The 12,649-nt window shown below is 68.1% G+C and carries 15 protein-coding genes and 2 pseudogenes; 10 read left to right on the top strand and 7 right to left on the bottom strand.

The window, feature by feature from the left end:
- Positions 1 to 105 precede the first annotated feature (105 nt).
- Positions 106 to 792: a hypothetical protein gene (locus ACUDTM_RS13350; RefSeq protein WP_445391357.1), complete on the top strand. Its 687-nt coding sequence runs from the start codon at positions 106 to 108 to the stop codon at positions 790 to 792.
- Between the two features lie 15 nt (positions 793 to 807).
- Here the strand turns inward: ACUDTM_RS13350 and arsH are convergent, their stop codons facing one another.
- Positions 808 to 1,536 (bottom strand): arsenical resistance protein ArsH, encoded by a 729-nt coding sequence (gene arsH / locus ACUDTM_RS13345; protein WP_065185559.1) that lies wholly within the window; start codon positions 1,534 to 1,536, stop codon positions 808 to 810.
- Between the two features lie 17 nt (positions 1,537 to 1,553).
- On the opposite strand from arsH, the gene ACUDTM_RS13340 reads away from it, so the two are divergent.
- The 5 genes and pseudogenes from ACUDTM_RS13340 (at position 1,554) to ACUDTM_RS13320 (ending at position 4,744) form a co-directional block, all read left to right on the top strand.
- Entirely contained in the window at positions 1,554 to 1,883 is a 330-nt protein-coding gene (locus ACUDTM_RS13340) for an ArsR/SmtB family transcription factor (RefSeq protein WP_065178712.1), read from the top strand.
- A 1-nt stretch (position 1,884) separates the two neighbouring features.
- Positions 1,885 to 2,304: pseudogene (arsN2, locus tag ACUDTM_RS13335) on the top strand (arsenic resistance N-acetyltransferase ArsN2); the annotation flags it as partial.
- A 36-nt stretch (positions 2,305 to 2,340) separates the two neighbouring features.
- The gene (locus tag ACUDTM_RS13330) at positions 2,341 to 2,844 is read left to right on the top strand and encodes an arsenate reductase ArsC (protein WP_043034987.1); all 504 of its coding nucleotides are present in this window, start codon (positions 2,341 to 2,343) and stop codon (positions 2,842 to 2,844) included.
- Positions 2,845 to 2,857: 13 nt separating this feature from the next.
- A complete protein-coding gene (gene arsB / locus ACUDTM_RS13325; RefSeq protein WP_088496693.1) occupies positions 2,858 to 3,889 on the top strand; it encodes an ACR3 family arsenite efflux transporter in 1,032 nt (343 codons plus the stop codon).
- A 480-nt stretch (positions 3,890 to 4,369) separates the two neighbouring features.
- On the top strand, positions 4,370 to 4,744 hold the full coding sequence (locus ACUDTM_RS13320; RefSeq protein ID WP_053497779.1) for a hypothetical protein: 375 nt from the start codon (positions 4,370 to 4,372) through the stop codon (positions 4,742 to 4,744).
- 60 nt (positions 4,745 to 4,804) lie between these two features.
- Here ACUDTM_RS13320 and ACUDTM_RS13315 read toward each other — a convergent pair whose 3' ends face one another.
- The gene (locus ACUDTM_RS13315; RefSeq protein ID WP_088496692.1) at positions 4,805 to 5,479 is read right to left on the bottom strand and encodes an Ivy family c-type lysozyme inhibitor; all 675 of its coding nucleotides are present in this window, start codon (positions 5,477 to 5,479) and stop codon (positions 4,805 to 4,807) included.
- A 135-nt stretch (positions 5,480 to 5,614) separates the two neighbouring features.
- Here ACUDTM_RS13315 and ACUDTM_RS13310 point away from each other — a divergent pair.
- Positions 5,615 to 6,070, top strand: a pseudogene (locus ACUDTM_RS13310) (YybH family protein).
- 125 nt (positions 6,071 to 6,195) lie between these two features.
- Here the strand turns inward: ACUDTM_RS13310 and ACUDTM_RS13305 are convergent.
- The 5 genes from ACUDTM_RS13305 to ACUDTM_RS13285 all read right to left on the bottom strand — a co-directional run bounded on the left by ACUDTM_RS13305 (position 6,196) and on the right by ACUDTM_RS13285 (position 9,281).
- Positions 6,196 to 7,221: an NAD(P)H-dependent glycerol-3-phosphate dehydrogenase gene (locus ACUDTM_RS13305; protein ID WP_049416568.1), complete on the bottom strand. Its 1,026-nt coding sequence runs from the start codon at positions 7,219 to 7,221 to the stop codon at positions 6,196 to 6,198.
- A 20-nt stretch (positions 7,222 to 7,241) separates the two neighbouring features.
- A complete protein-coding gene (secB, locus tag ACUDTM_RS13300) occupies positions 7,242 to 7,760 on the bottom strand; it encodes a protein-export chaperone SecB (RefSeq protein WP_005407596.1) in 519 nt (172 codons plus the stop codon).
- 100 nt (positions 7,761 to 7,860) lie between these two features.
- Positions 7,861 to 8,298, bottom strand: coding sequence for a rhodanese-like domain-containing protein (locus tag ACUDTM_RS13295; protein WP_049416566.1), 438 nt, complete (start codon positions 8,296 to 8,298; stop codon positions 7,861 to 7,863).
- Between the two features lie 57 nt (positions 8,299 to 8,355).
- A complete protein-coding gene (locus ACUDTM_RS13290) occupies positions 8,356 to 8,781 on the bottom strand; it encodes a hypothetical protein (RefSeq protein ID WP_061479368.1) in 426 nt (141 codons plus the stop codon).
- A gap of 32 nt (positions 8,782 to 8,813) precedes the next feature.
- A complete protein-coding gene (locus tag ACUDTM_RS13285; protein WP_005407593.1) occupies positions 8,814 to 9,281 on the bottom strand; it encodes a YiiD C-terminal domain-containing protein in 468 nt (155 codons plus the stop codon).
- Between the two features lie 35 nt (positions 9,282 to 9,316).
- Between ACUDTM_RS13285 and ACUDTM_RS13280 the strand changes: the two genes are divergently transcribed.
- The 3 genes from ACUDTM_RS13280 (at position 9,317) to ACUDTM_RS13270 (ending at position 12,507) form a co-directional block, all read left to right on the top strand.
- Positions 9,317 to 10,126 (top strand): uroporphyrinogen-III synthase, encoded by an 810-nt coding sequence (locus ACUDTM_RS13280; RefSeq protein ID WP_445391356.1) that lies wholly within the window; start codon positions 9,317 to 9,319, stop codon positions 10,124 to 10,126.
- A gap of 104 nt (positions 10,127 to 10,230) precedes the next feature.
- Complete coding sequence (locus ACUDTM_RS13275; RefSeq protein ID WP_111127182.1) at positions 10,231 to 11,205, top strand: uroporphyrinogen-III C-methyltransferase; 975 nt, start codon at positions 10,231 to 10,233, stop codon at positions 11,203 to 11,205.
- 6 nt (positions 11,206 to 11,211) lie between these two features.
- On the top strand, positions 11,212 to 12,507 hold the full coding sequence (locus ACUDTM_RS13270; RefSeq protein WP_188241380.1) for a heme biosynthesis HemY N-terminal domain-containing protein: 1,296 nt from the start codon (positions 11,212 to 11,214) through the stop codon (positions 12,505 to 12,507).
- The last annotated feature ends 142 nt before the right edge of the window (positions 12,508 to 12,649 follow it).

Here is a 12,649-nt window from a genome sequence, read left to right as displayed (position 1 = left end):
CCTCGCCGGCCACTGGCCTCCTTCCACCAGGATTGCATTGCCAGGAGCCTTCCCATTCGTACCTCCTCCTCCCCTGCACGCCGCGCCTTCCATGCCGCTCTGGCCATGGCACTGGCCGTTGCATGCAGCGGCGCAGCCAACGCCAGGGACAAGGACGCACCCGCAGCACCGGCGGCCGCCGTTGATGAACTTCCGCCCGACCAGAGCGTCTCCGAAACAGTGATCGAGCTGGCCGGCTGGGTGGTCGCCAGCAAGGACAATCAGGGTTATCCGTTCGCGATCATGGACAAGGCCGCGGCGCAGGTCCTGGTCTTCGGCGGCGACGGCAAGCTGCGCGGCGCCGCGCCGGCGCTGTTCGGTTCGGCCATCGGCGATCATTCCGCACCCGGCGTCGCCAAGCTTGCCCTGAGCGCGATTCCCGGCCACGACCGCACCACGCCTGCGGGCCGCTTCATCGGCGCCTATGGCCCCTCCGACGATGCCGGGCGCGTGCTGTGGGTGGACTATGATTCCGCCGTGTCGATGCATCCGCTGCCGCCGGGCACCCCGAAGGAAAAGCGCGCCGAACGACTGGCGACGCCGACGCCGGACGACAACCGCGTCACCCACGGCTGCATCAACGTCTCGCCGGCGTTCTACGAGCAGATCGTGCACTCCACGTTCGAGAAGGGCGGCGTGTTCTACATCCTGCCGGACAAGGATTCGATCGCGAAGACCTTCCCGGCGTTCGCGCAGAGCCGTGGCGATGCAAAGGACGAGAACAGCATGGGCGCGCAGCGCGCGAGCAGGTAGCGCGCGTGCTGGAACTCAGGAAGCCGTAGCCCCTGCAGCCCGCGCCAATGCCGCGGCGTGCGCGTCGCCCTTCCGCTCGCTGTAGCGGTCCACCAGGTAGTCCGACCGGCCCCGCGTCAGCAGCGTGAACTTCACCAGTTCCTCCATCACGTCCACCACCCGATCGTAGTACGGCGAGGGTTTCATCCGGCCGTCGTCATCGAATTCCTGCCAGGCCTTGGCCACCGACGACTGGTTGGGGATGGTCAGCATGCGCATCCAGCGGCCGAGCACGCGCAACGTGTTGACGGTATTGAACGACTGCGAGCCGCCGCTCACCTGCATCACCGCCAGCGTCCTGCCCTGCGTGGGCCGCACGCTGCCATCTTCCAGCGGCAACCAGTCGATCTGGTTCTTGAACACGCCGGTGACCGTGCCATGCCGCTCGGGGCTGACCCAGACCTGCCCTTCCGACCACTGTGACCATTCGCGCAGTCGCTGCACTTCGGGGTGATTCCTGTCCACGCTGTCCAGCATCGGCAGCGCATGCGGATCGAACACCCGGGTTTCGCACCCCAGGTGGCGCAGCAGCCGCTCGGCTTCCAGCGCAAGCTTGCGGCTGAACGACTGGGGCCGCAGCGAGCCGTAGAGCAGGAGAATGCGTGGCGGCCCCAGATCTGCCGCGGCGAGCTGGTGATGATTGGGCTGGGGCAATGACGATTCCAGCAGGTTGGGCAGGTCCAGGCTTGTGATTGGCTCATTCATTCGACTATTCTAGAAATATGGAAACATCGAATGCAATCACCGCCCTGACCGCCCTCGGCCATGCCACCCGCCTGGCTGCCTTCCGACTGCTGGTGGAGGCGGGCCCGGCAGGGCGGATGGCGGGCGACATCGCCACGGCCCTGCAGGTACCCCCAGCCACGCTCAGCTTCCACCTGAAGGAGCTGGTGCAGGCCGGGCTGGTGGAGAGCGAAAGCCAAGGCCGCCACGTCTGCTACCGCGCCAACTTCGATGCGATGAACGGCTTGGTCCAGTACCTGACGCACAACTGCTGCGCGGGCTCCCCGGATGAGCGGTGCACGGTGAACGAACCGGCATGCAGGTGCTGAGATGAAACCCGATCCGTTGATTCGTACCGGCAAACGCGACGACCTGTCCTACATCCGGGACCTTCTGCGGCAGGCGCAGTTGCCCGTGGCCGATCTGGAAAGCAGCGAGGTGGCGTTTCTCGTCGCAGACCTCGAAGGTGTTCCCGTGGGTGCCGTTGGATTGCAGATCTTCGGCGCGTCGGCCCTGCTTCGCTCCCTGGTGGTGTCCGACGACCGACGCAATACCGGCCTTGGGCGCGCGTTGCTGTCAGCGGCCGAGGACATGGCCCGCCGCATGCAGGTCAGGGAACTGGTGCTGCTGACGACGTCGGCAGGCCCGTGGTTCGCGCGGCACGGCTATGCCGGATGCGATCGCGCGCAGATAGCGGAGGCGATCCGCAGCTCTGCCGAGTTCACTCGTCTCTGCCCGGCCAGCGCGCTGTGCATGTCCAAGCCACTCACTGACCACGGAAGCCACATGACCCGCAATGTCCTGTTCCTCTGCACCGGCAACAGCGCGCGCAGCGTGCTGGCTGAAGCCACCCTGCGCGCCTGGGGCGGCGATCACTTCAGCGCATTCAGTGCGGGCAGCCAGCCCACTGGCCAGATCAATCCCTTCGCGCTCGCCCAGCTGCAGGCCGAAGGAATGCCCGTTGAAGGGCTGCGCAGCAAGTCGTGGGATGAGTTCGTGGATGCAGCCCCGATGGATCTGGTGATCACCGTGTGTGACGCGGCCGCTGCCGAAGCCTGCCCTGTGGTGTTCGGTGACTTCATCCGCAGCCACTGGGGCCTGCCTGATCCGGCCGCCGTGGCAGGCAGCGATGCCGACAAGGCCGCGGCCTTCGCACTGGCCCATGCCATCGTGAAAACGCGCCTGCGTGCGCTGCTCGCACTGCCCGAATCGGTGTGGTCCGAACGCGAAGCGCTGCAGCACGCGCTGGACCGGATCGGCCAGCTGCTGCCGACCGACGGCGCACAATGACGGTGCCACTGCCATGAGCCTGTTCGAGCGACACCTGACGCTGTGGGTTGTGCTGTGCATTGCGATGGGCACGCTGCTGGGCCACGTCCTGCCCGATGCCTTCGCGGTGCTGGCCTCCGCCGAAGTGGCCAAAGTCAACCTGCCGGTTGCGGTGCTGATCTGGCTGATGATCATCCCGATGCTGCTGAAGGTCGACTTCACTGCGATGCGCCAGTTGCAGCAGCACTGGAAGGGCATCGGCGTGACACTGTTCATCAACTGGGCCGTGAAGCCGTTCTCGATGGCGCTGCTGGGCTGGCTGTTCCTGCGCCATGCCTTCGCGGACTGGCTGCCCGCAGCACAGATCGACAGCTACATCGCCGGTTTGATCCTGCTGGCGGCCGCGCCCTGCACCGCCATGGTGTTCGTGTGGAGCAACCTGTGCCGCGGTGATGCCAACTTCACCCTGAGCCAGGTGGCCTTGAACGACGCGATCATGGTGGTCGCGTATGCGCCGGTGGTTGCGCTGCTGCTGGGCCTGTCGGCGATCACTGTGCCCTGGGACACGCTGCTGTTGTCGGTTGGCCTCTACATCGTGGTGCCCGTGCTGGTGGCCGCGTTGCTGCGGCGCTGGATGCTTTCGCGCAGCGGCGAGGCGGGCCTGCAGCGCGCGCTTCGACGGCTGGGCCCGCTGTCCCTGTCCGCGCTGCTGCTGACGCTGGTGCTGCTGTTCGGGTTCCAGGGCCAGCAGATCGTGAAGCAACCGCTGGTGATCGCGCTGATTGCGGTGCCGATCCTGATCCAGGTCTATTTCACTTCGGGCCTGGCCTACCTTCTGAACCGCCGTCTGGGCGTGGCGCATTGCGTGGCCGGCCCGTCAGCGCTGATTGGTGCGAGCAACTTCTTCGAACTGGCTGTGGCCACAGCGGTGGGACTGTTCGGCGTGCACTCGGGAGCGGCGCTGGCCACCGTGGTGGGTGTGCTGATCGAGGTACCGGTCATGCTGTCCGTGGTGCGGATCGTGAACCGTACGCAAGCCTGGTACGAGAGACGCGAAGAGCACTGACAGATCAAAGTGTGTGGGAGTCGAATTGCGTTCTTCGCCCCGCACTGTCGTCATCGACTTGGTGGGGTGCCCGTACGCCACGTCATCAACTTCGACCCATGTCGCATATTCCCCATGCCGCTACGGCCGTTGCGGCGCCTGCGTCTGCGACAGCTTAACAGCGTGCAAAAATGCCGAAAGCGTCTTTGATCAAGCGTTGAATGCAACTGTTCTGATTGGCACCGCGCAGCAGCACGCGTACAGATGACGTGCCATCGAAAAAGGATGGCCGGGCTTCGAAAACCCGTGCGCTTGTTTAACAACGCTTGCCCGCCGGCGTCACCCCTCGTGGCGCCGGCGGGCAATCCGTCTGCCGGCTATGGCGGGCGGAGCGTGGAGGCCCTGTGCCTGCCGGTTTCAACAAGCGCCCGGTTTTCGAGCCACGTCTCCGCCCGCCACCTTTGTGTGGCGGCTGCCGTCTGTCCTGCACGGAGCATTGCCATGAGCACACCCGAATCCTCCCGACTACGCACGCAATACGTGCCCGCCAACGCGGACGCGCCTTCGGAAGCACCGCACCAGCAGGATCCTCTCGGTTTCATCGCCACCCTCGACCGCATCGGCAAGGGCGCCGCCGCCGACGGCCAACCCTGGCCCGAACGTCATCAGATGCCCGGCCGCCGCATGGCGCTGGCCGACGCGGATTGCGCATTGACCGGCCTGCGCGTGGCGCTGGAAATGCTGCTGGCTGCCGAGCGCGTGCGCCAGAACGGTCCCGACGAGGAGTACGTGGGCGACCGCGTGATGGAGGGCCTGATGATGGCCAGTCTGTCGCTGACCGCACAGGTCAGCGCACGCATGCGCCCGGAAGGGTGACACGGGGAACAACGCTCACTGCAACGCCGGGCACGGCCCGGCGCTGCGGCGCGCGCCACATCACCCGCAAAGCGCGCTGTCTTCCTTCAGCGCGGCATCCTGCAGTGGCTGGCGCTGTTCGATCTGCACACGCTGTTCCGCCGTCGGCTCGCCCAGCCACCACACACGGCAGCGCGCAGTAAGACGGCCGACCATCTTCGCCTGCGTGGGTGAGTACAGCATCGCCAACGCGGTGCCGGGGCAGTCGTGGGCCTGGCAGGCGGTGTAGAACCACCACGGCTCGCCCTGCAGCACTACCAGTTCGCCAGGACCGCTGGGCCCGCTCAACAGGCGTTCGCGCAGCGATGGAATCTCCTTGTCGGCGGATTCGGCTGCGGCCGTGTTCTTCATCAGGGCGTTGAACGCGGCCAGCACCTTCGGATCCTTGCGGCCACAGTCGTCCACGGTGTTGCCGCCCACCAGGGTGAAGAAGTGGGTCGCCAGCGGGTTGTCCGCGCAGGTCAGTTCGCCGCCGGCGCCCGGGTCTTCCGGTTCGCCTTCGTTGTCCCACACCGAGGGGGCCACGCCGTCTTCGGCGGACGGTTCCTCCTCGACCACCGTCGCCGCGGCGGCCGGTGCTTCGGTGGTCGGCGCTGGCGCCGCAGCAGGTGCAGTCCCGCCAGTCTTCTCCGGTGCCTGTCCGCAGGCTGCCAGCAGCGCGGCCATCATCGCCATCCCTGTGATTCGCATCTTCATTCCGTGTCCTTGTCTGATCTGCGCTGCGTCCGCCAAATCGGCGGCCGCGTGATTCTAACCAGCACCGCGCCAGGATGCGTTCGCAGCTTCCCGTCATCGCCTGGAGCCGGACGCATGCGCCGTACACCACTCGCCATGATCTTCTGCAGTGCCCTGCTGATGGCATCGCCGGCAAATGCCCACGATGCAGAAGGCGCGGAGCCCGCACAGCCGCTTCCCGATATCGCGCTGCCCGCACCGCTGGACCGTGTACTGCGCGACTACGAGCAGGCGTGACGCACGGGTGATGCCAAGGCACTGGCTGCGCTGTTCGCCGAGGATGGCTTTGTGCTGCAGAGCAACCAGCCGCCGGTGCGCGGCCGCAGTGCGATCGAGGCCGCGTGTGCCGGCCAGGGCGGCAGCCCGTTGCGGCTGCGTGCGCTGGCGTATTCGATGGAGGGCAACACGGGCTACATCGTCGGTGCGTACAGCTACGGCAACAACGTGGGCGATACCGGCAAGTTCACGCTCACGTTGAAGCGCGTGGACGATGGGCCGTGGTTGATCTTTTCGGACATGGACAACACCAGCGCGCCGCCGCGGGCGCGGTGATTGCTGCCGCCGGGCGCCAACCAAGGTTGGCAGCTACCAGAAGCGGGTTCGGCAGTAGATCCACGCCATGCGTGGATAGGGCACGCACATAAAAAAATCCCGGCGCGTGGCCGGGGTTTTTCGATTCACTTGAACAGCGTGTCCGGATATTCCGGTTTCTGTTCCCGCGCCAGCAGTGCGCGCAAGCCTTCTTCCGGGGTCTGCTCGCCATGCAGCACGGCACGCACACCGTCGGAGATCGGCAGGTCGATGCCATGACGGCGCGCCTGTCGCATCACTTCGTCGGCGGTCTGCACCGACTCGACCACCTGGCCGATCTCGCGCACTGCATCCTGCAGCGTCTGGCCGCGGCCCAGGGCCAGGCCCAGGCGGCGGTTGCGCGACAGGTCGCCGGTGCAGGTCAGCACCAGATCGCCCAGGCCGGCCAGGCCCATCAGCGTTTCCGGCTTGGCGCCGATCGCAGCGGCCAGGCGCAGCATCTCGTTCAGACCACGGGTGATCAGGCCGGCACGGGCGTTGAGGCCCAGCTGCATGCCATCGGCCACGCCGGTGGCCACGGCCAGCACGTTCTTCATCGCGCCGCCCAGCTCGGCACCGACCATGTCGTCGCCGGTGTAGGCGCGGAACGCCGGGCCATGCATCGCCTCGGCCACCGTCTGCGCGAACTCGGGCACGTCGCCGTGCACGGTGATCGCGGTCGGCAAGCCCTGGGTGACTTCCTTGGCGAACGACGGCCCGGTGACGACGGCCAGCGGCACATCCTCACCCAGCACTTCGCGCGCCACTTCATGCAGGAAACGGCCCGAACCGGGTTCGAAGCCCTTGGTGGCCCAGGCCACGCCGGCACCGGCCGGTCGCAGCGGCGCCAGCGCACGCACGGTCTCGCCGAACGCGTGCGACGGCGTCACCACCAGGATCCAGGCCGCGCCCTGCACCGCCGACGCCAGATCGGTGGTGGCACGCAGGCTGTCCGGCAGCGGGATGCCCGGCAGGTAGCGCGGGTTCTCGTGGCGCTGGTCGATGGCGTCGACCACGGCCGCGTCGCGCCCCCACAGCACGGTCGGGTGACCGTGCCGTGCGAGCAGGCTGGCCAGGGCGGTTCCCCAGGAACCGGCGCCGAGCACGGCGATCTTGTCAGCGGGAGTGCTCATCCGTGACGTCGCGGCAGGAATCAGGCGTTGCCGGCCGGCTCGGAGTCAGCCAGCGACGGTGCGTCGCCCTGCTCCTGGCGCTGGCGCAGGGTTTCTGCGTACAGGCCTTCGAAGTTGATCGGCTGCAGGAAGAACGGCGGGAAGCCGCCGGCCTGGATCAGGTCGCTGATCAGCTGGCGCACGTACGGGAACAGGATGTTCGGGCACTGGGTGCCGAGCAGCACGTCGATCGACTGCGGGTCCAGGCCGACCAGGCCGAACACGCCGGCCTGCTTCACTTCGGCCACGTAGGCGGTGCGCTCACCGGCCTGGCAGGTCAGGGTCACGGCCAGCACGACTTCGAAGGCGTTCTCACCCAGGCGCTGCACCTGCTGGTTCAGGTTCAGCTGCAGCTCCGGCTGCACCTGGTCATTGAAGATGGTCGGCGCGTTCGGCGACTCGAAGGAGACGTCCTTGACGTAGATCTTCTCGACGGTGAAAGCGGGGCCGGTAGCGGCATCGACCGGCGCAGCGGCGCCGTTGGTGATCTCTTCGGACATTTCCAGTAACTCCAGGTGAATGCAATGAAAACGATGGTCTAACTACTGCGATGGGGGCGGGACCCGGCCCAGACAAGGCCGGATCCGCCACCTGCGACAATCAGTTGCGGCCCTTGACCAGCGGCAGTTCGGCCTGCTGCCAGGCGGGAATGCCGCCGTCGAGCACGTAGACCTTTTCGAAGCCGGCCTTCTTCAGCGCCTTGGCGGCGGTTTCCGAGGCGTTGCCGCTGCGGCACACCAGCACCACCGGCGACTGCTTGGCGTTGGCCACCAGCTTGTTTTCCGGGCCGAAGGCACTGGCCTGGGCATTGCGGCTGCCGGCAATGTGGCCCTTCTCGAAGTCACCGCTGGCCGACAGGTCGACCACCACCGTGCCGCCCGCGTTGATCAGCTGGGTCAGTTCGGCGGGCTTGATGCCCTTGAAGCCCCGGAACAGGCGGCGGATCTCGGTGACGATGATGGCCACGGTCAGGCCGACCAGGGCCGCGGACAGCATCGGGTTTCGGCCTGCAAAGGCCAGCAACTCTTCGTAATTCACTCAGGTCACGGGTCGATTAAGCGGGCGCCGATTGTCGCACAAGCCGGACGCGGCCCGTCACTGCCCCTTCCACAGGTCCGGCAGGCCGGCGGTCTGCCACCAGCGCTTGGCCTCCGGGTCCCAGCGCCAGCGCTCGACCACGACCACGGTGCGCTCGGCCTGGGTGTTCTGGTTTATCACCCCGATTTCGACCCGGCGCTCGACCAGGCCACCGTCCAGCGAGGCGCTGCTGCGCTCGCGATAGGACGACACGCGCAGCTGCGCGTAACGGTTGAGCTCGAACTCGGTCGGCGGCTTTTCCTTGCGCAGCTTGGGGTCGAGGTAGCCGATGGCATCGTCCATGCTGCCCCAGCGGATGGTCGCCCCGTAGGCGATCTGGGTCTCTTCCAGCAGCTTGCGCTGCTTGCGGCTGAGGTCGTCGGCCGAGGCCACGGCACTGGCCAGCAGCAGGGAATACATCAGGAACTGGATGAGGCGGCGCATCGGTGGTTTCCCCAGGACGTCAGCCTGCCATCCTACCCTTTGGCGAAGGCAACAAAGCGACCGCTGAATTCGGCGGCGGGCTTGCCATCGGCACCGGGCTGGGTGGCGATGATGCTGATGCGGGCCTTGCGGCGCTGCCGGAAGGTATTCAGGAAGGCGTCCCAGCCGGTGGCTTCGGCCGCTTCGGCGTGGGCGTGCAGGTCCTCATAGACCGGCGCCAGATAGCGCAGGTTGCTGTCGGCCACATAGACCTCGGCATCGTGGCCGGCCAGGCGCAGGCGCAGGCTGACCAGCGCCCAGCCGGACAGGGTCAGCACCGAGGCCAGGCTGCCGCCGAAGGCGTTGCCCTTGTCATTGACGTTGGCCGCCAGCGGCGCGGTGATGCGCAGCACGCCATCGGCATAGCCGTCGAGCTGGATCTGCATGGCGCGCACCGCCGGCATGCAGTCCAGCACGTCCTGCAGGGCGGCCAACGAGGAAGTCAGGGCATCAACGGACATCGGAGCAGCGACCACGACAACGAAGGGCCCGCATAATGCAGGCAATGGTCGACCATACGATACCCACTGGCGCCAGCCGTTCCGGCCCACGCTGGACCCTGATCTCGCTGCGCCCGCGGGGCCAGAACGTGGCGCTGCGCCGCGCCGTTGCCGGGCTGGGCGGGAATGTCCTGGCCCTGGCGCCCTGGCGCCTGCAGCGCCTGCATGGCACGGCTGTGGTGCGCCAGCTGCAACGCACGCTGAACTGCGACCGGGTGGTGTTCACCAGCCCGGCCGCCGTTGCCGCAGCCGCGTCCCTGCTGCCGCTGGCCGGCGTGCAGCGCAGCCCGTGGCTGACCGTGGGCGAAGGCACTGCGCGCGCATTGCAGGCACATGGCATCACCGAGGTGCACGCGCCGCAGCGGATGGACAGTGAAGGCCTGCTGGCGCTGCCGGTGCTGGCCGACGTACAGGGCCTGCGCGTCGGACTGGTGACCGCGCCCGGCGGGCGTGGCCTGATTGCCGCGCAGCTGCAGGCGGCGGGCGCCACGATCGAACGTGCCGACGTCTACAAGCGTCGCCTGCTGCGACTGCCCCCGCGAACGCTGGCGCGATTGGCGCATTCAGCACAGCCGTGGGTACTGGCCGTGAGCAGTGGCGAAGCGCTGCAGCATTTCTGGCAACAGCTTCCGCCGGCCGGGCAGCAGCGCCTGCGGGCGTCTGCCCGCGTGGTGGTTGCCAGTGACCGCCTCGGCGAACAGGCGCAGGCGCTCGGCCTGCAGCGCATCACACGCAGCGCCGGCCCCACCCCTGCGCAGCTGGTGGCGGCCGCACACGCCACGCTCACCGTCCCGGCAGCGACCTGAACAGGGACGTGGGTCACGCTTGCCGCTGTCGTCGGCAACGGTGATGCTGTGCACAACGCGGCCTGCCGGCCCCCGACCGGCGACGTTGCCGACAAGGAAGCCCGATGAACGATACTCCGCCATCCCCACCCCATCGACCCGTGCGCTGGCTGCTGCCGCTGGCCGCCGTGGTCGTGCTCGGCGCGGGCGGCTATGCCGGCTGGTACGTCTGGCAGCAGCAACAGCGCGAACAGGAAGCGCAGGCACAGACCACGGCGGTACAGCTGAAGGGCCTGGAGGCCACGCTGGATGCGCTGCGCCGTGACCAGCGCGCGACCAGCCAGCGCCTGCAGGATGCGGCGACCACCAACCGCGTGCTGCGCGACGAGATGCTGGGACTCTCACAGCGCAGCGCGCTGCTGGAAGAGAACGTGGCCAAGCTGGCCGACAGTGCCAACCAGGGCCGCCAGGCGGTGCAGCGCGATGAGGCCGAGCTGCTGCTGACCCAGGCTGCGCAGCGCCTGAACTACGCCGATGACGTGGACGGCGCACGCCGCCTGTATGCACAGGCCGCCACCGCGCTGGCCGATCTGCCCGACGCCGACGGCCTGAACCTGCGCCAGGCGCTGGTGCAGGAGCGCGAGGCACTGGATGCGCTGGGCAGCGGCCCGCGCGTGCAGTCGCTGCAGCGCCTGGATGCTGTGGCCCGGGCGCTGCAGGGCCTGCCCTCGCAGATCACCGGCACGACCGGCAGCAGCACCGCCAAGCCCTGGTGGCAGGCCACGCTGGCACCGTTCGTGGACATCACCCCGAGCCGCCAGAACGGCCCGCTGACGGCCGCCGAAAAGCGCAACGCCGACGATGCACTGCAGCTGGAATTGACGTTGGCGCGCGCCGCGATCGAGCGCGGCGACCGCGCGGGCCGCAACACCGCTCTGGACCGCGTGGAGCAGTGGGCACAGCGGCGCTGGCCGGATTCACCGGCCCTGCGCGCGCAACGTGCTGAACTGAAGGCCTTGCGCGAACTGCCGCTGCAGGCCAACGACGCTGTCCTTGGCAGCACCCTGCAACAACTGCGCACCCAGACCGACCGGAGGTAAGCCCGCATGAAACCCCTGCAATCCCTGGTCGTGCTGTTGCTGGCCGTGGCCATCGGCGTGGTCGCCGCGCAATGGCTCGGCGCCGATGACCTGAACCGCTTCGGCGAAGTGACCCTGCGCTACGGCGGCTACGACTATCACAGCAACCTGCCGAAGGTAGCGCTGCTGGCGGTGATCACGGTGCTGGTGCTGTGGCTGCTGTGGAGCCTGATCGCTGCACCGTTCCGTGCCTGGGGCCGCTACCGCCGCAAGCAGGGCCGGGTGCGCCTGATCGACGGCCTGCAGGCCTACGAGCATGGCCAGTGGCAGCGTGCGGAGAAGCTGCTGGACGGCGCCGCCAAGGACCCGGAAGTGAGCGCGGTGGCACTGGCCACCGCCGTGCGCAGCGCGCAGGCACGGGCCGACGGCCCCGCCGGAGAGGCGCTGCTGCAGCGCCTGGGTGAAAGCGACGCCACCCTGCAGGCGCTGCTGCGCGCCGAACAGCTGCTGGCGCGCGATCTGCCGGTCGATGCGATCAATGCGCTGGACGTAGCGGCGATCCAGCCGCTGCCGCCGCGCGGCCTGTGGCTGCGTACCGAAGCGCTGGCACAGGCCGGCCGCGCGCACGAAGCGTATGGCCAGCTGGGTGCGCTGCGCCAGAGCAAGGTGCTGCCGGCCGACGCGAACAGCGAACTGGAGGCACGCCTGGCCGCACAGGCGCTACTGGAAGCGGCCGACGTCAACGCGCTGGCCGCACAGTGGGAGGCCACCCCGAAGGCGCTGCGCCCCACCCCGGACGTGGTGGGCGCCTATGCCAGCCGTGCGGTGGCGCTGGACTGGGATGAGCCGGCGCTGCTGGCGCTGGAACAGGCACTGGACCAGCGTTGGAATGACGATCTGGTGGCGCTGTATGGCCGCCTGCCCGCCGAGCGCCTGGCCACCCGCCAGGCCAATCTGGCGCGCTGGCGCAACGTGCATGACGGCTCGGCCGCGCTGCGCCTGGCGCAGGGCCGCGTGGCCCTGGGCCAGCAGCAATGGGATGCCGCCGATGCGTTCCTGCACGAGGCCATCGCCGCGGGCGCCGGTGCACCGGCGTGGGAAGCGCTGGGTGAAGTGTTCGCCCAGCGTGGCGAACACGCGCTGGCCGCGCAGTGCCTGGCCAATGCGCTGCGCCTGCAGCGCGGCGAGGACAGCGTGGAACTGGTGCGTGGCACCGAGACGCCGCTGCGCGCCACGGTGGAGGAGCAGCCCATCGTTGCACAGCCGCCGGTGTATGACGCCAACGAAGAGCGCGACGAATTCGGCAACCCGCGGTTGCCCTGATGGGTAGTGCCGGCCGCTGGCCGGCATCCACCGGTGAATTTGGCACCCACCAGAGCAACAATCCGAACAAAAAAAACGCCGCCCGATGGGCGGCGTTTTCAGTTCCAGGAGTGCCGGCCGGATCGTGCCGACCAACGGTCGG

It is taken from the genome of Stenotrophomonas maltophilia group sp. vghtpe118, from assembly GCF_052605195.1.
The sequence above is the reverse complement of the archived record's forward strand: the minus strand, read 5'-3'. Positions and strand labels throughout refer to the sequence as shown.